This is a genomic window from Cyanobacteria bacterium FACHB-DQ100 (assembly GCA_014695195.1).
In the GTDB taxonomy this organism is placed as follows: domain Bacteria; phylum Cyanobacteriota; class Cyanobacteriia; order Leptolyngbyales; family Leptolyngbyaceae; genus Leptolyngbya.
The window spans coordinates 147,547-174,262 of sequence record JACJNW010000032.1 but is presented as its reverse complement, the minus strand read 5'-3'; the positions used below and the strand labels follow the sequence as shown (position 1 = coordinate 174,262).

Sequence of the window (26,716 nt, the reverse complement as noted above, 5' to 3'; positions counted from 1 at the left end):
TGAAGTAGACTGCAATGGAGCTAGAAGCATTATTAGAACAGCGTCGATTGATTCGAGCGATCGGGTTTGATGATGCACCGTTTATCCGCAAGTCCGGAGAACCTGTGTCGATCGCGGGCGTGGTTTGTGCCGGGACACGATTTGAGGGGATGTTGTGGGGACAGATTGAGCCGGATGGTTGGAATGCCACCGAGACGATCGCAAACATTCTGTTAAACAGTAAGTTTTTACCCCAAGCTCATATTGTGCTGCTCGACGGGATTTCGCTAGGGGGCTTTAATGTGGTGGATTTGCCTGCATTATCGGGTGAGATCGATCGTCCCTGTGTGAGCGTAATGCGTCGCTATCCGAAGTTAGAGAAGGTTGAATACGCGCTTAGACGATTGCCAGAGCCAGAACGCCGATTAAAGTTGATTGCGCGAGCGGGGGAAATCTATCAGTCGCCGCCGTTTGTGTTTCAAGTTCAGGGTGCAGCACCGGACACGACAGCGCGAGTGTTAGCGAGATTAACCGATCGGGGTCATGTTCCCGAAGCCTTAAGATTAGCGCATCTAATTGCTTCGGCTGTTATTAACGGCGAAAGTGGTCATCAGGCGTAAATCCGATCCCGGTTGTGAGGTGCGAGTAAGTTTTGGGAATCGCTATCGATCGGAATGATCCCACCTGGATTAAGCGGAAATAGATTACCGTAATAGTCTCGTTTTATCGCTTGTAAGTCGCACGTTTCCGCAACGCTAGGAAGCTGATAAATATCTCGAACATACGCGCCTAAATTTGCATAATCTTGAATGCGGCGGCGGCTACACTTGAAAATGCCGTAATAAGCAGCATCAAAGCGAAATAGCGTTGTAAAGAGGCGAATATCTGCAAGCGTTAGAGTATCACCACAGAGGTAGCGATTTTTTTCTAATGTGTTGTCGATCGCATCCAGCGTTGTAAATAACTCGTTGCAAGCGGATTCATAAGCAGCTTGTGTTTGAGCAAATCCACACCGATAAACGCCATTGTTGACTGGATTATAAGTTTTTAGATTCCAGCGATCGATCTGATCGCGTAATGCTTCTGGATATAAATCAATTTCTGGATGCGCTGCAAATTCGTTCAACTCAGCATTGAGCATCACAATAATTTCAGAACTTTCATTATTGACGATCGTATTTGTTTCACAATCCCACAGCACTGGAACGGTCGATCGCCCTGTATACCCTGGTTTTGCTAACCGATAGAGTTCCGTTAAAGTAGAGCAGCCAAACTCAGGTTTCTCTAAAATCCAGCCGCCATTCTCCGGAGAAGGAGAGACGATTGAGACCGCGATCGCGGCTTCCAATCCTTTCAGCGATCGTGTGACTAAGGTGCGATGCGCCCAAGGACAACTCATTCCCACGAATAGCTTATAGCGTCCTGAAGCGGCGGGGTAATTCTCTGATCCAATGCGATCCCGAAACTGGCTTTCAGGACGAGTATAAGCACCAGACGCATCACGCGGCGCAAGTTTGGACATCATAATCCGCCACATCGTCGTCCAAACAAAACGCCCTAGTTGAATGATCAGCTTTGGAGGCATAGGATGAGACCAGCGCAATAATTCAAATTATGGATAATAAGCCGAAAAATGTAATTGATGTTGATGCTGGAACTTTATTAGTTGTTGCGATCGCAGTTCTACTGATCCCGCTATTGCTGGCAGGCTTCTTTTCGCAATAAAAACCGATCCCCTCTGTAAGACTGAATCCAATTTACAGAACCCAATCCGACAAAGGGGACAGATTAGTGCGAGAGCCGATTATCGTGCAATTTTCACCGGAGTCCGGTTTGCTCTGACATCAAACTCAGCTTTCTGAATCAGAGATCGACCCGTCATTTCTTCAGGAATCGGTAGTCTCAGAATATCGAGAATGGTTGGTGCGACATCCGCTAATCGTCCATCATCTCGTAGTGACACTTCAGTTCCATGTCCCGGAATCTTTAAACCTTCGCCTTCCACCAAAATGAAGGGAACGGGGTTTGTCGTGTGAGCTGTCCAGGGATTGTGATTTTCGTCGTACATCTGTTCAGCATTCCCGTGGTCGGCTGTGATCAACGCAGTTCCGCCGGCGCGATTAATCGCTTCGAGCAAGCGACCCAAACATCGATCAACCGTTTCAAGCGCCGTAATCGTCGCTTCGATCTGTCCTGTATGTCCGACCATATCAGGATTGGCGTAATTGAGAATGATCATTGAGTAGATACGTTTCTCAATGGCTGCGATCGCGCCTTCGGTAACTTTTTCGGCTGACATCGCAGGTTTTTTGTCGTAGGTCAGCACCATCGGACTTGGCACCAGTTCCCGATCTTCTCCGGGGAAAGGCTCTTCTAGCCCACCGTTGAAGAAATACGTCACATGAGCATATTTTTCCGTTTCAGCGGTGCGGAGTTGGCGTAATCCATGCCGCGCAACGACCTCGCCCAAAATGTTGTTAAAGTTCTGTGGCTCAAACGCAACTTTGACCGAAAGCGAAGGATCATACTGCGTAAAAGTGACAAACGAGAGCGGCGAAATCTGTGATCGCTCAAATCCATTGAACTTGGGATCAACGAATGCTTGAGTGAGTTGACGCGCCCGATCGGGACGGAAATTGAAGAAAATTACCCCGTCTCCCGGTTCCACGGCTCCCGGTGCAATCCGCACCGGTTCGACAAACTCATCGGTTACACCTGCCGCATAGGAAGCCTTCAGCACCTCGATCGCGCTTTGCCCAGTGCCTTCGCCGCTCTCGGTCATGACTTTATAGGCTTTTTCAACTCGATCCCAGCGACGATCTCGATCCATTGCATGATAGCGACCACTAATCGTCACAATCCGACCGACACCGAGACGATCGATTTCTAGCTGAAACTTTTGGATCTCTGATAACGCTGACATCGGCGTGGTGTCGCGCCCGTCGGTAATCGCGTGAATGCAGACTTCTTCGATCCCTTGTGCTTTTGCAAGTTCTAGCAAGCCGACCAAGTGCGAAATGTGAGAGTGAACCCCGCCCTCTGAACACAAGCCCACGAGATGTAACTTCGTCTGGTGCGAAGACACTTCCTGGCAAATTTCGACTAATTTTGGATTTTGCAGCAGGCTTTTATCTTCGACTGCATCAGAAATTCTGACCAATTCTTGAGGAACGACGCGCCCTGCGCCTAAATTGAGGTGTCCGACTTCCGAATTGCCCATCTGACCGTCTGGCAATCCGACATCTTTTCCAGATGTGCGAATTAGCGTGTGAGGATACGCTGCCCACAAGCTATTCATGACTGGCGTATTGGCTTGCGCGATCGCATTTCCATCGCGGCTCTCGCGGTAGCCCCAGCCATCCAGAATAACAAGCACCACAGGAGAAACAGGCGGTTGCCCCATATTGTTCTGCCCTTTCACTGAAATATTCTCCGCAAATCATACCATTGCTATCGTGACCATTCCCTTTTCCATGCCCCTGAAGATTCTTAATCAGTTATTTTATTAATGATTTCTTAAGAATCTTATCAGTTCAACAAATCACAGCAGGGAATTCACCCAACAATAAATGGCTTGCTATCAGTCAACATTCTCATAGCAAACCATCGATCGCAAGTTCTTATTTTTTGAATAGTAGCGGGTTTCGCCAAAAATTACGCGCTTTTTTGAGCTTTTTTTTCCTTCTCTTTGGCTTTTTGTTTAGTGCGTTTTTCAGCAACTTTCGCGGCTTTTTCAGCCTCGATTGCAGCTAGCTTTGCTTTCTCTTTTTCTTCAGCGATTTTCTCTAAATAATAGTGGTAATCGCCTCGGTACAGGCGGAGTTCACCGTCTCGAATCTCAACAATTTTATTTGCAGTTTTCGAGATGAAATAGCGATCGTGCGACACAATCACAACGCTGCCATCATAGTTCTGAATGGCTTCTTCCAGCATTTCTTTGGCTGGAATATCTAAGTGATTGGTCGGCTCATCAAGAATGAGTAAATTGGCGGGTTGAAGCAGCATTTTTGCCAGTGCCAGCCTCGCTTTTTCGCCACCGCTGAGCGCTTCTACTCTCTTAAAAACGGTGTCACCACTGAACAGAAATCGCCCTAAATGGGTACGAACTTCCTCATTTTTCCAGTCCGGAACTTCATCGTGAATCGTGTCGATCACGGTTTTGTTTAGATCTAGCGCTTCGGCTTGGTTCTGCTCGAAGTAACTGGGAATTACATTATGATCCCCTAACTTAACGGTGCCCTCGACAGGTTGTTCGCTTCCGGTCATCAGATGCAGCAGCGTTGATTTTCCGGCTCCATTCGGCCCTAAAATCGCGACATGATCCCCACGTTCGATGAGCAATTCTGCTCCTAAAAATAGAATTTTATCGCCATACATATGCGTGAGATCTTCGATGATCACCACTTCACGACCGCTTCGAGACGCAGGCGGAAAACGGAAATGTAGGGTTCTGACATCAGAATCGGGAGCTTCAATCCGCTCGATCTTGTCGAGTTGTTTTTCTCGGCTTTTTGCCTGAGTGCTACGGGTGGCGCTGGCGCGGAAGCGATCGACAAACGCTTGCTGCTTTTCTAATTCCTTTTGCTGCCGCTCAAAGGCGCTCAGTTGCGCGTCTCGTTGTTCTTGCTTTTGTTGCAGATAAGCGGAGTAATTGCCAAGGTACGTTGCCGATATGCCGCGCTCGGTTTCTACAATTTGGGTACAGAGGCGATCGAGAAATTCGCGATCGTGCGACACAATCACCATCGGAGTCGATAATTCCTTGAGGTAGTTCTCCAGCCATTCGATCGTCTCCAAATCCAAATGGTTGGTCGGCTCGTCAAGCAGCAGCAGATCCGGAGATTGCAGCAGAATTTTTCCTAAGCTCATTCGCATTTGCCAGCCGCCGCTAAACGCACTGACTAAGCGATCGCCATCGTCAGGATCAAATCCCATTTCGGGCAGAATCTTCTCGATTCGAGTTTCTAAGCCGTACCCGTCCATCGCCTCGAATTGACGCTGCAAGCGATCCATTTTGTTCAGCAGCTTGTCTAATTCTTCGGGGGTCGCGGTTTCCATCGCACAATGAACTTGGGTCAGGGCTTCATGCACTTCGTTGGCTTCCTTGAACGCCCGCCAAAATTCTTCGCGCACGGTTCGAGTTGGGTCGACTTCAAATTCTTGCGTAAGATAAGCGATGTGCAAACTGGCAGGGCGGATGACTTCTCCGTCAGTCGGTTCGATCTCGCCTGCAATGATTTTTAGCTGAGTAGATTTGCCTGCTCCGTTCACGCCAACCAGACCGATGCGATCGCCCGGTTTAACCTCCCAATTCACATCTTTAAGAACTTCGCCAGTCGAATAAATTTTGCTGACGTGCTCTAGTCGCAACATAAGAAACTCCAAGGGTTAGGAATGCAGGCAAGTTCTAGAATCTTAACAAACCCTAACCCAATTCGATCTTTAAGTTGCGAACTGTTTCGGTAGCGTGAATGATCCGTCTGCATTCGGCGGAAAATCAACGATCTGCACGATCGCCTCTGTATTCAGTTCACCATAAAGATGCGGAAACTCTCCGACTCCTTCGACCGCTTCATATTTGATTTCTGCACGAACGCGATCGGGATCAATCACGAGCAAAACCAATGAAGTTTTTCCTCGATAAAATTGATTTGCAACCCAAATCACTTGATCCGGTGTGGAGCAGTGAATAAATCCTTCCGTCTCAAGCGAATCAGCCCGATAGGCTCCGGATTGTTGAGCCGCAATTGCAGCATCGCGCTCTGTAATGTGCAGGAGCATTAGTTTATTGATCCCATTGATCCCAAAGTGAGAAGCGAGAGGGAGAAGGTGTTAAAAAATGAAGTCGGAGCCTCTTTCGGTTTGGGTGCGCTAATGCCTGCGAACAATGTCAGAAGCGCAGTAATGACGATCGCTTGTAGAAGTTTTTCTAGCATCTCGAACCTCGCTCAATTTTCAGGAAGGCAAATCGTGCATCTACCTTTTGAATGATCTTACCCACATTTGATGCACATCGCGTATCTTTAGAGTCTTATAAGTTTGCAGGAAATGGAGTGATCTGACTCACTTTAGGTTGGTGAAAATGAGTCAGGTCAGCAAACAGAGAACAGAAGAAATGAGTGAGGACAAAACTGTAACTTAAGGTGAAGGATTGCAACGAATTTCTAACATAAAGCCATCCGGATCGTAGAAATAAATTCCGCGTCCGGTTGGGCGAGATACAGGGCCATGATCGATCGCCACGTGATAGTGATGCAGCACTTCAACAGCCCGATCGAACAACTCCGGTGCGATGTCAAACGCAAAATGATTCATTCGGGTAAAGCCTTTTTTGGGATCGGGATCAGGCGGAGTTAAATCGGGTTCCCAAAACAAATCAATAATGGTGCCATCTGGTGTTTTGAAGTTGGCAACTTTCCCAGAAGCAACTGCGTTTTTCAGCGTTTCGGGAACTTCTGATCCAGTGAGTTCATGCAAGCCTAAAACTGTGCCGTAAAAATGGCGAGATGCTTGCATATCTTTGACGTTCAGAGCGAGGTGATGCACCTGACGTAAACAGCCTGTTAAGGAAGCGATCGATTCGGAAGTAGAGAGCATAATTAACACCGCATTTTTTAATGTTCTAGCGTGTCTCGACGATCGTTTTCAATCCGGTGACAAGTCGCTGAATGCCTTCGATCGCGGTTTCTTTTTCGAGTGCGCCATATCCCACACGCAAATAACAACCATTTTCTAGTCCAAAGGTAAACCCTGGAAGTACAGCAACTTGGTGATCTTGAATCAGTCGTTTTACGAGTTCCATTGTGTCTAGTTCGGTGTGAACTTTGAGCAGAAAATAGAATGCGCCATCTGCTTTTGGAACGGTACAGAAATGACGAATCGATTCGAGTTCAGCTAAAACAATGTCGCGGACTTGAGAAATGGATACAAGTTTTTCTTCGCAGTACGATCGTCCTGCCTGCAATGCTCCTAGTGCTGCATATTGAGAAACCACAGCAGGACAAATCACATTCGTATCCTGAATTTTCTGCACTGATTCGAGCAAGTAAGCCGGAATGACCATATATCCAATGCGCCAACTGGCAAAGCCATACGCTTTAGATAAACTAAAGATTGAGATCGTATGGTTAGCACTATCGCCAATGCTGGCAGCAGAGAAATGATCAACGCCATAAGTGAAATATTCGTAAGCTTCATCGGTAATGTGAAAGCAATTCGATTCACGACACAATTGATTCACTTCTCGCAATGCAAATTCGGAGTACACTGCACCTGTTGGATTATTCGGGGAAATGGTGACGATCGCACGAGTTCGATCGGTGATGGCAGCTCGAATTAACTCAGGCTGAAGCTGATAATTTTCATCTGTTGGCACTAACACAGCTCGACAACTCGCAATCTCGATCGCCATTTCGTGATTGAAATAAAACGGAGTTTGCAGAATGATCTCATCACCGGGATCAGTAATGGCTAAAACAACATGCAGAAACGCCATATTGCTGCCTGCGGTGACAACAATTTCTCGATTAGTCAAATCAATCTTGTTTTCAGTGGTTAATTTCTGTGCGATCGCCGCTTTCAATGCTGGAATTCCCTCAACCGCTTGATATTTATGATTCGCTGGGTTGCTGAGAAACGTGGTGATTTGATCGATCGCACTTTGAGGCGGCGGATAGTTCACCACACCTTGACCGAGTGAAATCGTACCAGGGTGTTGCCGGATCAGTTCACCGACGATCGGGATAATCGGCGATTGAACTGCTTGCATCCGAGAGGGAAGACGATTGAAATTCATGAGAATTGACAACGCTAAGCCCTATCATGGTATCGAACATTCCTTCGGCAGTGAGCTATGGCGCAAGAGCAAAAAGATCAAGAACATCCGTTGTGGAAGACCGATCGCGAGATTGTGAATGGTTTACTGAGCGGTGAAGCGACCGATTTGAATCTTGCTGAACTCGCGCGGCTTCGCATTCGCTACAATGGCTTTCCTGGAGCGCGAGACATTCAAGCGGATTTAGACAAAGTTCTCAAACAGTGGAACTTAACCGAGGAGGTCTTGTTTGAAAAAACTCGCAAAATTCATGCAGAATCCCAACCGTACAAAGGGCGCGGCGCAAAACGCGACGATTGGAGCTAAGCAAAAATTTTCCAGGTTTCGTTCTCGATCAAAATGTAAATTCCTAACCCAATCAGCACGATCGGCACTAAAATTCGGTTGTATTGTTCCAGCACAGGCGCGATCGCTGGATGACGCGATAACCAGTCGGCAACTCTACACCACACCGCAACCAAGCTAAAAAATACGGTCAACACAATCATCATTCGCTGTAACTCTAAGCTGGCAAACAGGGGAATGTAGGTTGCAATATTGTCTCCACCGTTTGCAAACGTGACGATCGCAACACTTAGGATCTGTGGCTGAAAAAATCGCAATAAAACCTTCGTGACTGGGTGATCCGGTAGCGTTGCGCCTTGAATTTCACCTTCTTCCTCTCGGCTTACGATCGCCCGAATTCCCAGACAAATTGGCAGAACTCCTAGCAGACCAATCCAAGTCTGCGGGATCAACAATCCACCTAAAAATCCCAATAAGCTACACCCAACAATTCCGGCAAATCCTAAATACTGTCCTAAATAGATGTGTGCTCTTGTAAAAGACGAATTGACCTGAGTAAAGAACAGCATCAGGACAAACAAATCATCGATATTCGTCGCCGCAAACGCGATCGCCCCTGTTAAAACAGTCGAGAGAAACCAGAGCATCGAGCAAGACACCTTACAATCTGAAATCAACGGTATCAGACTTAGGAACCCCATGATGCACGGTTTTATTCCCAGCGATCGCTATTTTCCCTATCTCAGTTGGACAGATATCGAATCAATGCCTAACAAAGAGAACGTTGTAATTGTGCAGCCGATCGGCGCGATCGAGCAGCATGGCGCACATTTACCGTTAGCGGTGGATTCTGCTATTAGTGTCGCTGTCTTGGGTAAAGCATTATCTCAACTTGATCCCAACATTCCCGCCTATGCTTTACCGCCTTTGTACTATGGCAAATCAAATGAACATTGGCACTTTCCCGGAACGATCACACTCAGCACTCAAACCCTACTCGCAGTTCTAATTGAAGTTGCAGAAAGCATTTATCGGGCTGGATTTCGTAAGTTAGTATTCATCAATTCCCACGGAGGGCAGCCGCAAATTCTCGAAATCGCTGCCCGTGATTTGCACCAGCAATACGAAGACTTTGCCTTGTTTCCGTTATTTACTTGGAAAGTTCCAACGATCGGCGCGATTGCATCTGAACTCTTCAGCGAAAAAGAACTCGAACTTGGAATTCATGCAGGCGATGTTGAGACGAGTTTGCTACTTTCAATCCTGCCGGATCAAGTGAAAATGGAACGTGCTAAAGCCGAATATCCGCTGGGTGAACCGCAAGCAGGGGTTCTCAGCATGGAAGGAGCGCTTCCGTTTGCCTGGATGACTCGTGATTTGAGCCGCAGCGGTGTGTTGGGCGATCCCACAACTGCCACAAAAGAAAAGGGCGATCGCATTCTCACCGCTCTAGTGAATGGATGGGTACAAGTCCTCGAAGATGTTTATCAATTTTCATTACCAACTGCGTGGAAGTGTGAATAAGTTGAAGTATTTGTCGCAAATAGGATTGCACTTCTCCAGACCTCAGTAAAATTGGAGACAAATCGCACAGCTTATCTGGAGGTTTGTATGGCAGATGCGATCGTTGTTCCCGTTCGTCAAGTGTTGCAGACAAGGCAGGAACTTGATGAGGCAGTCAGAAACTACATTACAAATGATTGGCAAGGCGAAGAACTACTTCTGCGTTGGCAAGCGATTCGCGACGCTTCACTCGCGCAATTGGCGGATTCTGACCCGTTCGCAGTTCCAGGAGAAGATAGTTATTAGAGCAGACTGATTGTAAAGATTCGCGGATGAATCCGATCAAGTGCAAGATCAGCAGAAATACTTTTGAGGTGTACTCTACCCGGACTTTATCTCAACGGATCGCTTCTAGAATTCTCTGCATCAACACAAGAGCAAACGGCTTCTAGAAAGAGACCTTCTCTCACTGGGTTTTCCGATAGCTTAATTTAGAGCTATCGGGAACAACCGCGCAGATCTCAGGCTGCTCCGCTTGCTGCGATCGCAGCTTGAATTGCGATCGCAGCAAGCGGAGCAGCCACGACTCAATCCACTTTAGACTCAACCCACCTTAAAAGGGAAACTCCGCTTAGATCAGACAGACGCGATTTTCGTCGTGGAGCGCCAAGAAAAATAGTTAAGCGATCGCGTATCCCGTATGCGGTCGCACATCGGCAGGATGAAAGCCCAGAACAATATCATGTTTGGGAATACCTGCTTCTACCAATTCACGAGTCACACCATCTTCTGTTTCATCCCGTTGCACCCAAATTTTGCCATCAATAATATCTAGGTGAACTAGACAACCGTGAACCCGCGTTTTACGATCCCATCCCAACGTCATCAGCACATAACTATCCCGGCTTTCATCAAAAATGGGTTTGCAAATCAGCTCGCCATGCGAGTAAGGAATTTCAGTATATGGGATCAGAACGGCTTGAATAATTCGGCGATACTCCGCTAACTTCTCCATTGTTGAATTACCTCTTGCTCCGCATCAAATACAATCAGCTTGAGATCCTCATCTTCGATCAAAAGTTGCCCGATCGGTTCTTCAAAGAAAGAACTGTACGTGATATCGCGAACAGCGAGATATAGTTTGTATTCAGGATTTGTGCGACGTAGAACCGATCGGTAAATTGCAAATTGTCCAATTGCATCGCGAAAAGCTTGCATTTCGGAGTCTCCAGTAAAGCTCTTCACTTCAACTGCAATTCTCTCTTCGGCTCGTTCTGCAACAATTAACCGCTTTGCTCCTAAATCCACATACATATCTTTCCGTCCCCACCGTAAATGGAGCGGATCATGGGTAATGATCCAGCCATCCTTGGTGAGTGCCTGTTTTACAACATGATGATAGAGGTCAAGAGCTGGCATAAGCTCCTACTTCAAGAATTCAACGAGTTGGGCTAACTTATCCCATGCTGCACCAGACTTAAGGATTTCTCTTGCTTGATCAATTCCCTGCTCATACGACTCTACCGCCTGTCCCACACGCAGCGCTAATGCCGCATTCAAAGTCACAGCATCTTGTTGAGCTTGCGTTCCTTTCCCTTGCAGCACCGATCGTAAGATCTCCGTATTCACAGAGATATCCCCTCCTCGCAGGGCATCGGTTGCGGCTTTCTGCAATCCAAGCGCTTGGGGATCGATCGTCGTCAGTTCCACCGCTTGATTGTTCAATACTGCAATGTCAGTCAGATCGCTCAAGCCTGCTTCATCGAGTCGCTCTCTGCCGTGCAGCACGATCGCAGATTCCTTGCCCAACAGCTTTAATGCTTCTGCGATCGGCTCTAACAGCACAGAACTATACACTCCGATCACTTGTCCTGTCGGCTGTAACGGATTCACCAACGGGCCTAGCAAATTAAACACCGTCCGCACTTTCAGCGTTCTTCGCATCGGAGCCACGACCTTCAGCGCCGGATGCCAACCCGGAGCAAATAAAAACGTGATGCCCACTTCTGATACTGCCGCCTGGATTCGCTCCGGGTCTGCACCCAAATTCACGCCCAACGCTTCGAGAACATCTGCTGATCCCACTAAACTTGATGCCGATCGATTGCCATGCTTTGCCACTCGTAGTCCGGCTGCTGAAGCCACAAACGCCACGGCAGTTGAGATATTGAATGTAGAAGCACCATCGCCACCCGTTCCGCACGTATCGATCAGAGAAAAATTGGGGCGCTCGATCAACTGGGCTTGCGACTGCAATACTTTCGCCATTCCCGCGAGTTCTGGCGCTGAAATACCTTTTGCTTGCAACGCCACTAAAATTGCACCCGATAAAACTGGGGGAATCTCATCATTGAGCCATCCCTGCATCAACGTTGAAGCTTGATTGAGCGAGAGCGAGTCGCGATCGAGAAGCTGCTGAAGTAATTCAGACCATTGTGCGGTTTCTAGAGCCGGGGTAGTCATAGGTCAGGAGGGAGAACGATTCAAATCCTGTAGAAAATGATCTCACGCAATGGTTTTCTTGAAGCTTCTTCCTTAAAATTTGCAAATTAGGGTGTGATTTAGATCGCAAAGTAGCGCGATCCAAGTCACATTTGATACTCTATAGGCACGGAGAAAAATTCGTCATCCGTGGTGCATCCTTTAAGAAATGTGAGGGGTTTCTTTTGTGCAGATCATTCCCCAATCTAGTCATCTGTTCACCTTGATTGTGCAGCCAAGCGATCGCGAAACGCGTGCGGTGCTGTATCGATTGGGCTTTGAGAAAATCGCAGTCTTGCCGCAACTGCTCTATCGTTCTGTGAGCCAGTTTGAACTGTCGAATCTGTTCGCGGCAATCTGTCAGCACGTCTCGAACCAGGCAAAGGCATTATCTCGATATCTCGTGACGCGATCGGTGCTGGATCTGGAGCATTTATTGAGTGAGTTCCACAGTGCCCAATCGCTCAAACACATGATGCTGCTGGGCAAACACACCTGGTTTTTCCAGGTCTTGTCGAGTCGGCAACTGTTTTTTAACTATCAGCCGATTTTTGATCTGCATTCGGGTCAGGTGGTGGCGCATGAATGTTTAGCCCACGCTCGCAATGAAGAGGGGCAGCTCTTTAACGGACAGCAACTGATTGATGCAGCGTTGATGATGAATTTGACCCGAGAGTTTGATACGCTCGCCCGATCGATGTGCTTTAACACCTTGGCGCAGTGGAATCAGCCGGATCGCCCTACTTTTTTCATTAATGTCTTACCCAACGCGATCGCGCATCATCCCGAATCGCTAGAGCAGAACTTTCAGCAAGTGCTGGATCTCGGCTTGCACCCAGAACAAATCGTGTTTGAACTCACCGAAGTCGAAGCGCTGACTCAGCATCCTAACTTACCGAGAGTGATTGAACAAATTCGGGCAGGCGGGTTTGGGTTAGCGCTGGATGACTTGGGCAGTAATGTGGGAATCGATCACTATTGCACCGAGTTACGCCCGGATGTGGTCAAGCTCGATCGACGATTGATTCACCGGTGTAGTCGCTACGAAATGAAGCAAGTGATGGTTAAGAGCTTGGTTCAGGTGGCGAAAGAATTTGGCATCACGGTGTTAGCCGAGGGACTCGAAGCTGTAGAAGACATCGAATTTTGTCGATCGATTGGCGTAGATCTGGGGCAGGGATTCGGATTAGGAATGCCGAGTCGAATGCCGATCGTCGCAGGTTCGCTTCAATCTGACGCAGGAGTGATCGATCAAGCGTCCGTCAATTAGTTCCAAATGCGGGGAGAGCCGCGATAACGCATCTTCCGGCGCACGACTAAACTTCGCATCACCTGCGGAATATCGCCGCGATGCCCCATCACAATCACCGCATCGCCTTCGCTTAAAACGATCATTTGTCCCGGATGGGTGATTGTCGTCCCGTCTGCTCGTCGCAGCGCTACGATGATCATCGTGCCGCGTCCCCGCGTTTCAATATCGCCGATCGTCGCCCCAATCATGCCGGACTTTTGGGTAATCGCCAGTTCATCCATCTGAATATCCATCTGTCCAAGCAGTTCATTCAGCGTATTGCGATCGTCGCCTTGGCTGAAAAAATCCAGCGTTGCCGGATGCGTGATCATGTGTGCCATCCGCAAAGCGCTAATCGAAGCAGGTAACACTACTTGATTGGCTCCTGCAAGTCGGAGTTTTTTCTCGGTCGAAGGCAGTTCCCCACGAGACAGAATCAAGAGTTTTGGATTCAGTTCGCGAGCCGTCAGCGTAATGAACACATTCGCTGCATCATCGGGTAGCACCGTCGCCAATGCCCGCGCCGTATTGATTCCCGCTTTATGCAAAACCGTGTCATCGGTCGCATTTCCCAAATACACTAAATAGCCCTGAGATTCTGCTTGCTCGATGCGATCGTCGTTATGATCAATCACCACAAACTTGACTTGAGCATCGGTCAGCTTTTTCGCCAAAATCTGCCCCATCCGACCGAAACCACAAATAATCACATGGTCTTCCAGTGCCTTGATTGTTTGAGACATATGGTTTCTTTGTAAAATCTGCTTGATTTCGCCTTCAGTCACCATCTGGATAAATCCGCCCACGGCATAAACTGCAGACGACGTACCGCTGATGATCACCAGCATCGTAAAAACTTTGAGTTCCGGGGTATTGACGGGACGCACCTCTCCGAACCCCACCCCAAACACCGTAATCACTACCATGTAAAACGCATCGAGTACCGACCAGCCCGCGACAACATAGCCTGCGGCAGCAATCAAGACGGTAATCACAAAAAAGACGACTCCGGTGATGATTCGTCTGAGGGAACCTTGCATAGTCAAGCTTGAGCGTGTTCGCGCTATCGGTGGCGAAGTGCTTCTATCATCGCAGATTCATCCTCCTTTAGAGTGTTTATTCCGCAACGGTAGATCTACGAATGTTAAATCGGGTGAATCGATCGCAGCCTCGATCGCCAATTCCCCAATAATTGATCTAGACCTTAGAAAAGAACGGTTCACAACCTCCATGCCGAAAACTGTTGCGGAAGCGATGACCCCCAATCCGATCACGGTTCATCCTGAAACCCCGATCAACGACGTGATCAAAATCCTAGCCGAGCGGCATATTAGCGGTCTGCCTGTACTCGATGCCAACGGTCAACTGGTCGGCATCATTTCTGAAACCGATTTGATGTGGCGCGAAACCGATGTCACACCCCCCGCTTATATCATGCTGCTCGATAGTGTGATTTATCTAGAAAATCCAGGGCGGTATGAAAAAGAATTGCATAAAGCGATCGGGCAAACCGTCGGAGAGGTGATGAGTTCGGCTCCAGTCACCACGACTTCAGACACACTCCTGTCCAAAGCGGCCAAGGCAATGCACGACCACAAAATTCATCGATTGCCTGTGCTTGATTCATTCGGTAAGGTCGTCGGCATCTTAACTCGTGGCGATATTATCCGCAGCATGGCAGCAGAGCAAGCTTGATTTATTAGAGATTTGACCCTATGAATACACCAGATTCGATTCGCGACCTATTACAATCTCAAGATTTTGGCGATCGCCTGCGTGGCGTCAATCAACTCAGAACGATTGATCCGGCGATCGCGTTTGAACTCATACAAATTCCTGTGGCAGACTCCAATGTGCGGGTGCGATATGCTGCGGTTAGTCAGCTTGCGTCGCTGGGGAGCCAAAATCGCGAGGCTGCACTGAGCTTATTAAAAGTGGCGCTGGCAGATGTGGAAGCGGATGTGCAAGCGGCAGCAGCGGACTCGATCGGGGCGCTGAAGCTGACGGAAGCTTATGAACAACTCGAAGCCCTCTACCACAGAACGTCAGAATGGTTGGTGAGTTTCAGTGTGATTGCAGCGCTGGGCGAACTGGGTGAGCCGCGATCGTTTGATCTGCTGAAAGCAGCGCTCGGCTCTAACAGTGAGGTATTGGTCAAAACGGCAGCGATCGGCTCACTGGGAGAATTAGGGGATGCGCGAGCCGTTGAATTGCTTACGCCTTATGCAACTGACTCCGACTGGCAGATTCGCTATCGGGTGGTGCAAGCCCTAGCTCGGTTGAATACACCTGAAGCAAGAGCGACGATCGAAACTCTGACCCACGATGAAGCCGAGCAAGTTGCAAGTCACGCAAAACAAGTTTTGGCTGCGTCGTAGCTTTAAAGAATAAAGGTGGCAGATCGCCGATTTATTGCATCCGTGATCGTAGCGACGCGATTACTCGCGTCGCTATGACAAGTTCTACACTTATCGCGCCTTTAAGACGATCGCCTTCTCACGAAAACTCAATAGATAAGCTAATCGTTGTGTTCATCGTTGCGCCAGGTTCCACCGAAAGTAATCGATCGCCTGTATTTAAAGCATTGCGGGGAGCGCTCCAAGGTTCTAGACAATAAAAATCCTTGCCTTTCAGCGTCCAAAACACCAGCAAAGGAAATTCATCCGCCGCAGTCAGAGTAATTCGTGTGTGACGGCTTAGATCCGTGACATTTGAGACTTGGCGGCTGATTTGCAGAAACGCCCAGTCGATCTCATCCTGAGCGAAATCAAACGTATTGAAGAACGAATGGTGCGCTTGAGTTCTTTGATCTAGAGCGTCGTTCGCAGGAATATCGAATCGAAGCTGATGTTTTTCTGGAGCCAAGAAATAGGGATGAAACCCGATCGAAAACGGCATCGGTTCATCTGAGAGATTGCTAATTTGCTGCTCGATCAGTAACGTTTGACCCTGTAATCGGTAAGTAAGTACTAACCGGAAGTCAAACGGATAGTGTTCACGAGTTTGAGGAGTACTGGAAAGCCCGATCGTAAAGCTGAGTTCCGCTTCTGTGTTTTGCTCCATCACTTCCCAGGGCAAATCACGGGCAAATCCGTGCTGCTTCAAGGTGTAGGACTGTCCTTTGTAGGTATAAGCATTGTTGGGTAAATTCCCACAGATAGGGAACAAAATCGGAATTCCACCCCGGACTGAAAGCGTGGGATCAGCAAACCGAGCGGTATCCATATACAGGAGTTCGCGTCCCTGAACTTGCCAACTGGTGATAATGCCCCCGCGATCGGGAACGATTTCGAGCTTAGAGTTAGAAGCTCGATCAGATAAGACATAGGTATCGAATTGCTGGCGACGACGTTCAATGGAAAACACAGGCAGATGAATAAATGGTGTTAAGGATAGAGAGCAGCATCGACGATCGTGTCATTAGGCATTGAGGTTGCATAACGACGACGATCGGGTTCAATGCTTTGACTCGGTGCTGGAGGGTTGAGTCCATCTGAGTCTGTTTGGCGATCGTTTGGATCGTCGGTCGCCTGCGGACTGGGTGAAATAGAGGGCTGAACCTCTGGAGCCGGAGATTCGCGGCTGGGTTGATTGATGAACGAATTTTGATTCCAAGGTTGGTCAGAAGAAGTCGGACTTGATTCTGGAGCAGGCGTTAAAGTCGGACTTGCAGAATCGGGACTCAATTGGGAATCTGAAGGCGTTGACTCTGGGTTTGGTGCAGCCTGATCAGGATCAGAATCAGGTTGAACAGTGCTAGAGGGACTCGGAGATGGGGTATTCGGCTGAGTTATGCTGTTCGATCGCGCATCAATAATCGTAGGCGACTTTAGCGGTTGCTGGAACACATCGGAAACCGATTCGATTTGGTTGAGAATTTCTTGTCCACGATCGCCCGTTGCCACATGCGGCTGAAATCCTTTAACCTCAACGGGCAAAAGTTCGACCTTCATTTGCCGATCTTTGAGCGCAACCCGCAGCATTGCACTGTCATAATTCCCTTCTGCTTTTTTGCCAAAAATGAAGTTTCCGAGCGAATAGGCGATCGGGCGACCTTTGTAAATTTCTGCGCCTTGCAAAACGCTGGAATGATGACCCACCACTAAATCTGCGCCTTGATCGATGGAAAAATGGGCGAGTTCGATCTGAGATTCGCTGGGATATTTGGCAATCTCATCGCCCCAGTGGAGGTTCACAACCACCCAATCGACTTGATCGCGAATGGCTTTAATATCGGCTGCAATGCGATCGTTTTGCTTCAGGTTCGTTCCGGGGGTTGATTCGCTAGCGGCTTGCTCCGGTGCGCCAAAATAACCCAGGTACGCCACTCGTTGCCCATCGACATCAAGAATTTCAGGGCGACGGGCTTCTTTCGTGTCTCGTCCTGCCCCAAAATGACGAATTCCCGCTTGGTCAAGCGTTTTGATCGTGTCTTCGAGTCCGGTGCCCTGGTAATCCATCATGCGATCGTTTGCTAGATTCACAAGACCGATGCCGCCGTTTTTCAGCACGTCTACTTGAGCCGGATCAGCTTTGAACCCTTCGTTCTTGGTTGAATCGGATGCCGTAGTAAACGGCGCTTCGAGGTTGACGATCGAGACATCCGCTTGCCGTGTTTCTGGCAGCGCGGCAAATGCCCAGTTTTTGTCGTCCTTCACCAACTCTGCGTAAGTATGCGTGAGCGACACATCACCCGTAAATAGAAGCGTGGCGGTTCCATCGGTGGAAGTTCCGGCAGTCTCGACCTGCACAGGTTCTAGCGCAGTGGTCACGGTTTGGGGTCTGACTGTAGAGTTGGCTGCTGTCGCCGTGGTTTGGGTGGGCGGTGCGTCTTTGTACCCTAACCAGCAGCCGAAGATAAACGCGGCAGCAGTCGTCCCGGTGAGTAAGAGCGATCGCAGGGCGCGAAACTGCACTCTTTGACGAGTGGTTTGCCGGAGTTTTGACTTGATCTGAGCAACGTCTGTGGTGGGAGCTTGCGCCTGGGGTTGTGCGAGTTTGGCGCGACGAGCGGGAGAAACAACTCGCACCGTTTTACGCCAGAGAATTTGAGGTTTACCCGTAAAGCGGGCAGCAATTTGAACGCCATCGATCGCGGCAGAGTTCAATTGCCAAATGTGATGGCAAATGAAGCGCACCAGATTTTGCTGAAATTCTGGCGATTGGGCATCGACTTCCGGAGAAGGATAAAATTCGACAAAGATTCTGACGCATCCCGGCGATGAAGCGGATTCTGTCTGAGCGAACAGATTATGAGGCAGCAAAAACACATTCAGCCAATACGTGAGTGCATCCAAATCGCCCGATCGTGCCAACTCCTGCACCGAGGGCTGATTTGACTGAGTTGCCTGACCCATACTGTTTAGACTCCACACGCACAAGGACACAAATTAGTAATACTGCAATTCTGGGAAGTTGAACGAATTTTATGGCATAAAGCCAACTTTTGTCACATTGGAGAAATATTTTTCCCACAATCTAACGATGAATTGATCAATCCGCACTGTATTCGAGATTGGAATCGCAGCAAAGACACAGATCAGCCTTGTGCGTAACGGGTAACATAAGCTTACTGACTGAATTGACAAAGCTCCATGTCTGTTGATCCCAATTTGCCTGCTTCCAATACCACCAATGGTTCTGCGGTTTCAATCACGCCAACTCGCGCAGAAGTTTCGAGAGAGCGGACTGCCTCTCATCTAGCGTCTTCACAATCTGGCTCATCGCCCCCAAATCCGAGTCGAGCGATCATTTTGATTGTGGCATTGCTCATTGTGTCGATCGGGCTATTTCTCAACCAGTTCTGGCTAATTTTGGCAGGCTCGATCGTCACGCTCTTGTTCTCAGCGCAGATGCTTTACCCAACCGTAAAGCCCGTCCTGATCGAAATTCTCACCGAGCAAGATCAAGGGATTACTTTGGGGGTAATTGGGGCAGTTGTGGGGTTGATTGGGATTGCAAAAATTTTCGGAGCCGATCAAGCGATCGCACAGTTATATCGCGCTTTAGATTGGGATGCAGTTGGGGCATTAGGTGAAGTGTTCGGCGCGTTGGGACAGATTTTGATCGCGATCTTGGCAGTTTATATTGCATGGCGACAGTACATCATCTCGATCGAACTCACCGTGCAGCAAAATACAATTACGCAACAGCAAACGATCGATACGTATTTCCAGGGAATCTCGGATCTAGTGCTGGATGAAGAAGGGCTGCTGGAAGATTGGCCCCAAGAACGAGCGATCGCAGAAGGGCGAACAGCTGCAATTTTAAGCAGTGTCGATGGTGCCGGAAAAGCCAAGATCATTCGGTTCCTTTCGCGGGCAAAATTGCTGTCTCCCCTCAAGCGAGATGCACGCTTGGGCAGAGCAATCCTTAACGGAACGGGTGGATATGCAGAAGATCGAGTCAACGGGATTCGGGTGATCGATTTAGGAATTATGCTGGCAGCAGCAGATCTTTCAGGAACGGATTTACGCTGGGCAGATTTGAGTGAAGCGAACCTCATTCGTGCAAATCTAGCCAACTGCGACTTAGTGAAAACGAATTTTGCCCGCACGGTATTATGTAGTGCGAGTTTACGCGGCGCTGATTTAAGCGGGACTCGTTTCTTCTATGGCAAAGCAGAAACCGCCTCGCCTCGCAGTCGCACAGAGCCGCCAAACTTCAAAACCGGAGCTTATACAGGTGCCGTGATCGAAAACGCAGACTTCACTGATGCAGAAGATATGTCTGAGGAGCAACGATACTACTGCTGCGCTTGGGGTGGCTCAACAACACGCAGCACTATTCCCGGTGGGTGTGAAGGAATTCCGAATAAGCTAGGGCGTTGAAGATTTAAAAAGAAAACAAGAGCACAGTCGGTCTTTCGACGTTCCGCACTCTTGATGCTATCCTTTGGGACACTCGATCGAAAGTGGAGAATGTATCGACGCTCCAACCTTCGCAATGTTGGTTTAAGTCAGGCTGGCAATGAACGATCGAAGAGCAAGACACGACTCTTCGGAATCGATCGCGTTCTAGACTTTGACTTTCTTCACTTTCAGGCTCTTGAGGTACTCGATCGGATTAGCAGGATCGAATGAAACCCCATCAAAGAACTTCTCGACCCCGCGCGAGGCATCCTTCGGAATGTCAGCATCTGCAATTCCGGCTTCTTTCGCCGCTTCTTTCCAGAGGTCTTCGCGGTTGGTTTTATCTACCAGCGCTTTGACATCGGTTTCAGCGGGAAGCATTTCCCAGCGAATGTTCTCGGTGAGGAACCAGGTGTCGTGACTCTTGTAGGGGTAAGACACGCTGCCTTTGCTGTCTTTCCAATAGAGCGGCCCCATGCTGATATCGTTGATTTCAGGCTGACCGTCGCCCATGTTGTACTTACCGGCGAGCGGCGAGTCGAGGATGTTCGCCGGCAGGTTGAAGTATTGCCGTCCACCCACAAGCTGAGCCAGTTCTTTGCGGTTTTCCTGCTTGTCGCACCATTGTTGCGCTTCCATCAAGCCTTTCAGAATCGCTTTGGCCGCTTTCGGGTGCTTGTCTGTCCAGTCTGCTCGCATTCCAAAGTATTCTTCGGGGTGGTCTTTCCAGATTTGAGCGGTGAGCGCTCCCATAAAGCCGATGTTGTCAGACAAGATCCGGTAGGGCCAGGGGTCGCCGGTGCTAAATCCGTCCATTGTGCCGGTTTTCATATTGGCAACGGTTTGCGCGGGCGGAACCACGATCAGTCTCACATCGGTATCGGGGTTCACACCGCCTGCAGCTAGCCAGTAGCGAATCCACAGCTCTTGGTTTGCGCCAGGAAAAGTGTAGGCTGCGGTGAACGGAGTGCCTTTCGATTGCAGTTCCTTCAAATAGGTAGCGCCGCCTTTGGACAGATCGAGGTGAAGATTTTTGCCGAGGTGCTTATTGGCGATCGCAATGCCATTTCCTTGAGTTGAGGTCTGCAACATCACGTACATTGGCACCTTGCGGTTATCCGTGATTCTGCCTTCTGAAATTAAGTAAGGCATCGGCATTTGGAACTGTGCGCCGTCAATCCCGCCACCTGCCGAGCCGATGACAATGTTATCTCGCAATGCACCCCAGGAAGATTGCTTCAAGGCTTGCACATCGGTCATGCCGTACTTCTTAAAGAAGCCTTTTTCAACGGCAACGACGAATGGCGCAGCTTCAAAGATAGGCAAATAGCCAAGCCGAGCGGTTGTGACTTCTGGGGCATCTCCACCACCAGAGTTCACGGCTGGAACGGCTCCGGGGGAGGAAGGGGCAGCCGCATTATCCCGGCTGGGAGGATTGCCAACGCAGCCTTTCAGCACAAACGCGCCGATACCGGATGCAGTTGCAGTATATAAGAAGCGGCGACGGGAAAACTGACTCATAACTCGAATCTCCTAACAAACAAAATCGCTATTTTTTGGCATGAGAAGCTGTCAGGAGTTATCCCAAAGTGACAGCCTTTTGAGAAGTAAAAGCTGAGCAGAAATTGAACCAAAACGAAACACAAATATTGCAACCGGAAGGACGCAAAGCCGCACAATCCCTGAGGTCTTCTAACATTTGTTTAAACAGATAGAAGCCGCGATCGCGCTGACATTTGTGTTTGCGTTCAAGTATTCAATTAGTAAATAAACTTTGTGAACTCAGAACTTTCTTCTCTGATGGAAATTAGTTTATAGCCTTTTATAGCCATCTTGATCAAGTTAGGAATAAAACCATGAGAGTAATATCCAATCCATTCGATAAGTTTTTATTTTGATTTAATAATCCGAATTATTGATTAAGCAATTATTCTTATTTGAACCTATTAATGCTAAAAATTGATTGGAACCTATGAACGTTCAGAAATGGCTAGAAGAAAGATATTAAGGAAGTTTCAGCCGCCAAATGATTGTTTTGATCTATCGAAATTGCGCTTTTGGTTAGATTATGTTTGCTCTATTACACAGGGCTAAATTACAAAATATCTGCCTACAAATTTGCGTTTTGCTCGAAGCGAGATCAGTTTCAGTGCAATTTTATTGATTCTTTAGATAGAGCAGAATCAATTCGCTCTTATTCATTTATCTTCATAATTGTTTTATAGCCCGTGCTCGATCGTGAAAGTCAGATCTAAAATCATTGAGTAGAACTAATTAGAAGGATTGATTGTAATGCGATTCTTTTTATCAATCGGAGCGATTTTTGCTGCAATTTCGGTTGCAGGAGGGGCATTTGCAAGTCATGCGTTAAAGGGAAAACTAGACGATCGCGCTTTGACTATTTTTGAAACGGGGGCACGATATCAGATGTACCACGCGATCGCATTAGTTCTAGTTGCATTATTTATTAGCAGAACTGAATTTGCAGATCCGCTTTTAACTGCTTCAGGAATCGCGTTTATTGTAGGAATTGTGCTTTTCTCTGGCAGTTTGTACGCGCTGTCGCTCTCTGGCGTGAAGTGGTTGGGAGCGGTGGCTCCATTAGGCGGAACAGCGTTTATCGTCGGTTGGGTATGTTTGGCGATCTCAGCTTGGAGACTGAAACTATAAGCAAAAGATTTATGTCACCATTTAGACAGTTCGCCCACGAAATTTATATATGTGTCGATTGCTAGGTTATTTGGGACAGCCTGTTTTACTCGATCGCTTAGTTTCTCAATCGGATCATTCTCTGGTCGTGCAGAGCTATCAACCGAAGGAAATGACGGCGGGTTTAATGAATGCTGACGGCTTTGGGGTCGGTTGGTATCGGGAAACTGAAGCGTTTATGTATCGCAACACCTTACCGATTTGGAATGATATGAACTTGCAAAGTTTAAGTCGGTATGTCGAATCAGGCTGTGTGTTGGCAAATGTTCGGAGCGCAACGGCTGGACTTGCGACGGATTTGAGTAACTGTCAGCCATTCCAGTACGATTCGATCTTGGGACTTCACAACGGATTTATTCAGAATTTTCGCAAAACGCTGTATCGTCCCCTGCGCGATCGTCTTAGCGACGTTGCTTATGAATTAATCCAAGGACTGACGGATTCAGAGCATCTTTTTGCAACCGTGATTAATGAGCTAGAAACGAGCGCGAATTTAACCGAGGCGTTGCATCGTACTTTGAAGGTGCTGACTGAACTGGGTGAAAAACATCAAGTTCCTTTCTCGGCAAACCTAATCCTGAGTGATGGCAATCAGTTGATTGCATCTCGTTATGCTCAGGGAGTTCCGACTCCCACGCTTTATTATCTGGTGAACGACCCGAATTTTCCGCAGTCGGTTCTCGTTGCATCTGAGCCTCTATTCGAGGGAAATTGGAAAGCATTAAGCGATCGCTGTTTGTTAACTATAGATGATGATTTCGAGCCAAACATTACTTCTATCTGAGTTGCAACACTCGATGCAGCAGTGTCGATCGAGAACGTTAGCGCTCATTGAATCGATTGATTACAACACTTTTTGCACTCAGGCACATCCGGACTTCAGCCCGATCGGGTGGCATCTGGGACATATTGCTTATACTGAGGCGCTGTGGATTTTGCAGCGATGTGCAGGTTATCCGCCGTTGCTGCCTGAATATCATCGATTGTTTGCTCAGGATGGATTGCCGAAAAGCGATCGTGTTCGATTACCTGAAATTAATACGGTCGTTGAATATTTAGCGACGGTGAGGGCAAAAGTGTTTGATTATTTGGCGATCGCGCCTGTGGATCAGCAGGAACGATTGTGGAAATGGTTATTGCAACATGAGTGTCAACACGCGGAAACGATGGCGATCGTGCTTGCGCTGATCGGACGGGCTGCGGTGGGAGATGCAGGAAGCCCCCTAAATCTCCCACCCGTGGGGGATTTTGAATCAGAGCGCATGATTTCAATTCCAGGGGGTTCTTTTATTCAGGGGAATGAGGCGATCAAGGCACAAGATAATGAGCGACCCCAGCACGAAGTCTATTTAGAGGCATATTGGATCGATCGACATCCAGTGACTTGTGCGGAATATCGATCGTTTATTGAAGCGGGCGGCTATCAGGATCGGGAGTGGTGGACAGCAGAAGGATGGGAATGGGTTCAGAAAAGCGGAATCGATCGTCCGTTGTATGGGAGTGCAGACAATATTCCAGTTTGCGGTGTGAGTTGGTATGAAGCGGACGCTTACGCAAAATTTGTGGGAAAACGACTGCCAACCGAAGCCGAATGGGAAAAAGCGGCTGCATTTCAGAATATGCTAGGTGAGGTTTGGCAGTGGACATCGACCTGGTTTGATGGATATTCGGGCTTTGAGAGCTATCCGTATCCGGGATATTCTCAAACCTATTTCGATCGAGCGCATCGCGTACTCAAAGGCGGAAGTTGGGCAACTTTCCCGTGGGCAATGCGAAACAGCTTCCGAAACTGGTATTATCCGCAGGTTCGAGAGATTTTTTCAGGGTTTCGCTGTGTTTGTTCGGCTGGTGTAAGGAGTTAGTTGTGCCGCAGAATTTTAGTGCGTTGGATCGCGTTCACCTCGTTTATCTCGTCGATCGCTCCCTTCCTTCTGAAGATGAGCTACATCCGGGAAGTGATGTTATACGCGGATTGAGTCAAGCACCAAAAACCTTACCGCCGCGCTATTTTTATGACGATCGCGGCTCTCAACTATTTGAGCAAATTACCGAACTGCCAGAATATTATCTAACTCGAACTGAAACAGAAATTCTCAAAGCTTGTGCGCCCGAAATTGTTCAAATCACCGGAGCCTGCGAACTGATTGAACTCGGTAGCGGCAATTCAACCAAAACGCGAATTTTGCTGGATGCCTACCGAGCGGCGGATCATCCTTTGGTGTATTGTCCGATCGACATTAGCGCTGGAATTCTTGAAAGTAGCGCTCAAAGCTTGCTGTCGGACTACCCAACCCTTGAAGTTTATGGGCTAGTCGGAACCTATGAACAGGCACTGGAAAAACTTCCGCAAACTCATCTTCAAAGTCGAATGATCGGGTTTATCGGCAGCACATTAGGAAATTTGAATCCGCAGGAATGCGATATTTTTCTTGATCAAATTGCAAATGCGCTGAAGCCGAAAGAATATTTTCTACTCGGAATTGATTTACATAAATCCACTGCCCGATTAGAAGCAGCGTATAACGATCGCCAAGGCGTAACCGCAGAATTTAACTTGAATATGCTGCGTCATTTAAATCAGCGATTTCAGGGCGATTTTGATTTAACGCAGTTTCAGCACGTCGCGATTTATAACGAAGCTGAGCGACAAGTTGAGATGCACTTACGGAGTTTGCGATCGCAAACCGTTCGCCTGAACACATTAGATTTAACGGTCGAATTTTCAGCCGGGGAGACGATTTTAAGCGAGATTTCGCGCAAATTTGATCTCGATGAAATGAAACAGCTTTTAAGCGCAAAAAAATTAGACTGGGTTCACGTCTGGACAGATTCCGAGCAAGCCTTTGCCGTTCTGCTGTGTCAACGAATTCTGGGTTAGAACGTCGAGATCGATCGCGCACTAGGGCATTCTAGGCTTCAGTAAAAGCGACTCAAAACGGGGCAGCTTCAATCTTTAAATAGATTAGAAATTGCCCTTTTCCGGAAAAATCTATATAAACTGATATGGACAAGTCAGAAAATCTGAACTTGAATAAGTATGGAATCACCAATAAGATTCAGAAATCCTGGCTTGAGTCACAATAAACTAGAGACTACAAACTAGAGACTATAAACTAGAGACCGTTGGGAGACCGCAATCCGTGTTACAGCCAGCATGAGAAGGTGAAGGGGAGATGAGTGAAACGACATCATTTTTAGGAGGCGCAGCACTTGCAGGACTGGCGGCTGTTGTTTTGCTGAAAGGAGGAGTCGGCAACAGTTCGCCTACGATCCCGTCTCAACCCTTGCCGAACTATAACTATTCTGTGCCGCCTGCTGTTCCTACTGCACCTCCTTCTCCGATCGCCACAACGAGCGCTGATTTTGATAAACAAAAAGCAGAGATTGAGCAGTTGAGAGCGATCGTCGAGCAACAGCGGATTCAAACCGAGCAGTTCAAAACGCAACTGCAAAGCCAGCAAGCTCTGATTGAAACGCTGAATACTCAAAACAAAGTTGCCGTACCCGCGCCACAAAGGACTGCAAATCCAACAAGCGAAAACAATTCTGTTCTCTCGAATCTTCTCTGGATGCTGGGCGGGGTGATTTTAACCTTTGGCGGTGGGATTGCCCTGGTTGGAATGTTTGTGTTATTCGCAAAGCAGCAGCGCCCTTCGCGAACGATCGAAGTGATTCACGATGAGTATCCGGGCTATTTGTCGAACCGTCGTCGAACGCAAGTGCTGCCTGCGCGGCGATCGATCCGACGAGTTGAAGCAGAGGAAATCGATTAGCGGTAGAGTG

28 protein-coding genes are annotated in these 26,716 nt (G+C 48.2%); 13 read left to right on the top strand and 15 right to left on the bottom strand.

Annotation, left to right across the window (positions count from 1 at the left end):
• The first annotated feature begins 14 nt into the window (after window positions 1-14).
• Window positions 15-599 (top strand): DUF99 family protein, encoded by a 585-nt coding sequence (locus H6F51_17905; protein ID MBD1824348.1) that lies wholly within the window; start codon window positions 15-17, stop codon window positions 597-599.
• Here the strand turns inward: H6F51_17905 and H6F51_17900 are convergent.
• The 7 genes from H6F51_17900 to H6F51_17870 all read right to left on the bottom strand — a co-directional run bounded on the left by H6F51_17900 (window position 590) and on the right by H6F51_17870 (window position 7,774).
• Window positions 590-1,564 carry a glutathione S-transferase family protein gene (locus H6F51_17900; GenBank protein ID MBD1824347.1) on the bottom strand — a complete coding sequence of 325 codons (975 nt, stop codon included), beginning with the start codon at window positions 1,562-1,564 and terminating at the stop codon, window positions 590-592. The two genes, H6F51_17905 and H6F51_17900, sit on opposite strands and share 10 nt — an antisense overlap.
• A gap of 219 nt (window positions 1,565-1,783) precedes the next feature.
• On the bottom strand, window positions 1,784-3,382 hold the full coding sequence (locus H6F51_17895) for a 2,3-bisphosphoglycerate-independent phosphoglycerate mutase (GenBank protein ID MBD1824346.1): 1,599 nt from the start codon (window positions 3,380-3,382) through the stop codon (window positions 1,784-1,786).
• Between the two features lie 251 nt (window positions 3,383-3,633).
• A complete protein-coding gene (locus H6F51_17890; GenBank protein ID MBD1824345.1) occupies window positions 3,634-5,352 on the bottom strand; it encodes an ABC-F family ATP-binding cassette domain-containing protein in 1,719 nt (572 codons plus the stop codon).
• Between the two features lie 69 nt (window positions 5,353-5,421).
• Complete coding sequence (locus tag H6F51_17885; protein MBD1824344.1) at window positions 5,422-5,760, bottom strand: DUF952 domain-containing protein; 339 nt, start codon at window positions 5,758-5,760, stop codon at window positions 5,422-5,424.
• Window positions 5,760-5,915 carry a hypothetical protein gene (locus H6F51_17880; GenBank protein MBD1824343.1) on the bottom strand — a complete coding sequence of 52 codons (156 nt, stop codon included), beginning with the start codon at window positions 5,913-5,915 and terminating at the stop codon, window positions 5,760-5,762. The genes H6F51_17885 and H6F51_17880 overlap by 1 nt, the downstream gene beginning before the upstream one ends.
• A gap of 202 nt (window positions 5,916-6,117) precedes the next feature.
• Window positions 6,118-6,576, bottom strand: a complete 459-nt coding sequence (locus H6F51_17875; GenBank protein MBD1824342.1) for a VOC family protein — start codon at window positions 6,574-6,576, stop codon at window positions 6,118-6,120.
• Between the two features lie 25 nt (window positions 6,577-6,601).
• Window positions 6,602-7,774 carry a pyridoxal phosphate-dependent aminotransferase gene (locus H6F51_17870; GenBank protein MBD1824341.1) on the bottom strand — a complete coding sequence of 391 codons (1,173 nt, stop codon included), beginning with the start codon at window positions 7,772-7,774 and terminating at the stop codon, window positions 6,602-6,604.
• A 57-nt stretch (window positions 7,775-7,831) separates the two neighbouring features.
• On the opposite strand from H6F51_17870, the gene H6F51_17865 reads away from it, so the two are divergent.
• Complete coding sequence (locus H6F51_17865; protein MBD1824340.1) at window positions 7,832-8,119, top strand: DUF3288 family protein; 288 nt, start codon at window positions 7,832-7,834, stop codon at window positions 8,117-8,119.
• Here the strand turns inward: H6F51_17865 and H6F51_17860 are convergent.
• Entirely contained in the window at window positions 8,116-8,745 is a 630-nt protein-coding gene (locus H6F51_17860) for a cadmium resistance transporter (GenBank protein MBD1824339.1), read from the bottom strand. The genes H6F51_17865 and H6F51_17860 overlap by 4 nt on opposite strands.
• A 52-nt stretch (window positions 8,746-8,797) precedes the next feature.
• On the opposite strand from H6F51_17860, the gene H6F51_17855 reads away from it, so the two are divergent.
• Both H6F51_17855 and H6F51_17850 read left to right on the top strand, forming a co-directional pair.
• Entirely contained in the window at window positions 8,798-9,622 is an 825-nt protein-coding gene (locus H6F51_17855) for a creatininase family protein (GenBank protein MBD1824338.1), read from the top strand.
• A gap of 87 nt (window positions 9,623-9,709) precedes the next feature.
• A complete protein-coding gene (locus tag H6F51_17850) occupies window positions 9,710-9,907 on the top strand; it encodes a hypothetical protein (protein MBD1824337.1) in 198 nt (65 codons plus the stop codon).
• A 373-nt stretch (window positions 9,908-10,280) separates the two neighbouring features.
• Here H6F51_17850 and H6F51_17845 read toward each other — a convergent pair whose 3' ends face one another.
• Genes H6F51_17845 through trpD form a run of 3 tightly spaced genes read right to left on the bottom strand, consistent with a single transcriptional unit; the run spans window position 10,281 to window position 12,064 of the window.
• Complete coding sequence (locus H6F51_17845) at window positions 10,281-10,616, bottom strand: XisI protein (protein MBD1824336.1); 336 nt, start codon at window positions 10,614-10,616, stop codon at window positions 10,281-10,283.
• On the bottom strand, window positions 10,604-11,020 hold the full coding sequence (locus H6F51_17840) for a XisH family protein (GenBank protein MBD1824335.1): 417 nt from the start codon (window positions 11,018-11,020) through the stop codon (window positions 10,604-10,606). The genes H6F51_17845 and H6F51_17840 overlap by 13 nt, the downstream gene beginning before the upstream one ends.
• A gap of 6 nt (window positions 11,021-11,026) precedes the next feature.
• The gene (trpD, locus tag H6F51_17835) at window positions 11,027-12,064 is read right to left on the bottom strand and encodes an anthranilate phosphoribosyltransferase (GenBank protein ID MBD1824334.1); all 1,038 of its coding nucleotides are present in this window, start codon (window positions 12,062-12,064) and stop codon (window positions 11,027-11,029) included.
• A gap of 205 nt (window positions 12,065-12,269) precedes the next feature.
• Here trpD and H6F51_17830 point away from each other — a divergent pair, with 205 nt between their 5' ends.
• Window positions 12,270-13,352: an EAL domain-containing protein gene (locus H6F51_17830; protein MBD1824333.1), complete on the top strand. Its 1,083-nt coding sequence runs from the start codon at window positions 12,270-12,272 to the stop codon at window positions 13,350-13,352.
• Here the strand turns inward: H6F51_17830 and H6F51_17825 are convergent.
• Window positions 13,349-14,413 carry a potassium channel protein gene (locus H6F51_17825; protein ID MBD1824332.1) on the bottom strand — a complete coding sequence of 355 codons (1,065 nt, stop codon included), beginning with the start codon at window positions 14,411-14,413 and terminating at the stop codon, window positions 13,349-13,351. The two genes, H6F51_17830 and H6F51_17825, sit on opposite strands and share 4 nt — an antisense overlap.
• 190 nt (window positions 14,414-14,603) lie before the next feature.
• Here H6F51_17825 and H6F51_17820 point away from each other — a divergent pair, with 190 nt between their 5' ends.
• Window positions 14,604-15,068 (top strand): CBS domain-containing protein, encoded by a 465-nt coding sequence (locus H6F51_17820; GenBank protein MBD1824331.1) that lies wholly within the window; start codon window positions 14,604-14,606, stop codon window positions 15,066-15,068.
• Window positions 15,069-15,088: 20 nt separating this feature from the next.
• Window positions 15,089-15,751 (top strand): HEAT repeat domain-containing protein, encoded by a 663-nt coding sequence (locus H6F51_17815; protein ID MBD1824330.1) that lies wholly within the window; start codon window positions 15,089-15,091, stop codon window positions 15,749-15,751.
• Window positions 15,752-15,869: 118 nt separating this feature from the next.
• Here H6F51_17815 and H6F51_17810 read toward each other — a convergent pair whose 3' ends face one another.
• Window positions 15,870-16,739, bottom strand: coding sequence for an aldose epimerase (locus H6F51_17810; GenBank protein ID MBD1824329.1), 870 nt, complete (start codon window positions 16,737-16,739; stop codon window positions 15,870-15,872).
• A 20-nt stretch (window positions 16,740-16,759) separates the two neighbouring features.
• The gene (locus tag H6F51_17805; protein ID MBD1824328.1) at window positions 16,760-18,730 is read right to left on the bottom strand and encodes a CapA family protein; all 1,971 of its coding nucleotides are present in this window, start codon (window positions 18,728-18,730) and stop codon (window positions 16,760-16,762) included.
• A gap of 237 nt (window positions 18,731-18,967) precedes the next feature.
• On the opposite strand from H6F51_17805, the gene H6F51_17800 reads away from it, so the two are divergent.
• Window positions 18,968-20,203 carry a pentapeptide repeat-containing protein gene (locus H6F51_17800; protein ID MBD1824327.1) on the top strand — a complete coding sequence of 412 codons (1,236 nt, stop codon included), beginning with the start codon at window positions 18,968-18,970 and terminating at the stop codon, window positions 20,201-20,203.
• Window positions 20,204-20,389: 186 nt separating this feature from the next.
• Here the strand turns inward: H6F51_17800 and H6F51_17795 are convergent, their stop codons facing one another.
• Window positions 20,390-21,745 carry an ABC transporter substrate-binding protein gene (locus tag H6F51_17795; GenBank protein MBD1824326.1) on the bottom strand — a complete coding sequence of 452 codons (1,356 nt, stop codon included), beginning with the start codon at window positions 21,743-21,745 and terminating at the stop codon, window positions 20,390-20,392.
• Window positions 21,746-22,516: 771 nt separating this feature from the next.
• On the opposite strand from H6F51_17795, the gene H6F51_17790 reads away from it, so the two are divergent.
• The 5 genes from H6F51_17790 to H6F51_17770 all read left to right on the top strand — a co-directional run bounded on the left by H6F51_17790 (window position 22,517) and on the right by H6F51_17770 (window position 26,706).
• The gene (locus H6F51_17790; protein MBD1824325.1) at window positions 22,517-22,894 is read left to right on the top strand and encodes a DUF423 domain-containing protein; all 378 of its coding nucleotides are present in this window, start codon (window positions 22,517-22,519) and stop codon (window positions 22,892-22,894) included.
• A 49-nt stretch (window positions 22,895-22,943) separates the two neighbouring features.
• Window positions 22,944-23,717, top strand: a complete 774-nt coding sequence (gene egtC / locus H6F51_17785; protein ID MBD1824324.1) for an ergothioneine biosynthesis protein EgtC — start codon at window positions 22,944-22,946, stop codon at window positions 23,715-23,717.
• Between the two features lie 13 nt (window positions 23,718-23,730).
• On the top strand, window positions 23,731-24,795 hold the full coding sequence (egtB, locus tag H6F51_17780) for an ergothioneine biosynthesis protein EgtB (protein MBD1824323.1): 1,065 nt from the start codon (window positions 23,731-23,733) through the stop codon (window positions 24,793-24,795).
• Between the two features lie 2 nt (window positions 24,796-24,797).
• On the top strand, window positions 24,798-25,811 hold the full coding sequence (egtD, locus tag H6F51_17775) for an L-histidine N(alpha)-methyltransferase (GenBank protein ID MBD1824322.1): 1,014 nt from the start codon (window positions 24,798-24,800) through the stop codon (window positions 25,809-25,811).
• A 295-nt stretch (window positions 25,812-26,106) separates the two neighbouring features.
• Window positions 26,107-26,706, top strand: coding sequence for a hypothetical protein (locus H6F51_17770; protein ID MBD1824321.1), 600 nt, complete (start codon window positions 26,107-26,109; stop codon window positions 26,704-26,706).
• Window positions 26,707-26,716: the final 10 nt, after the last annotated feature.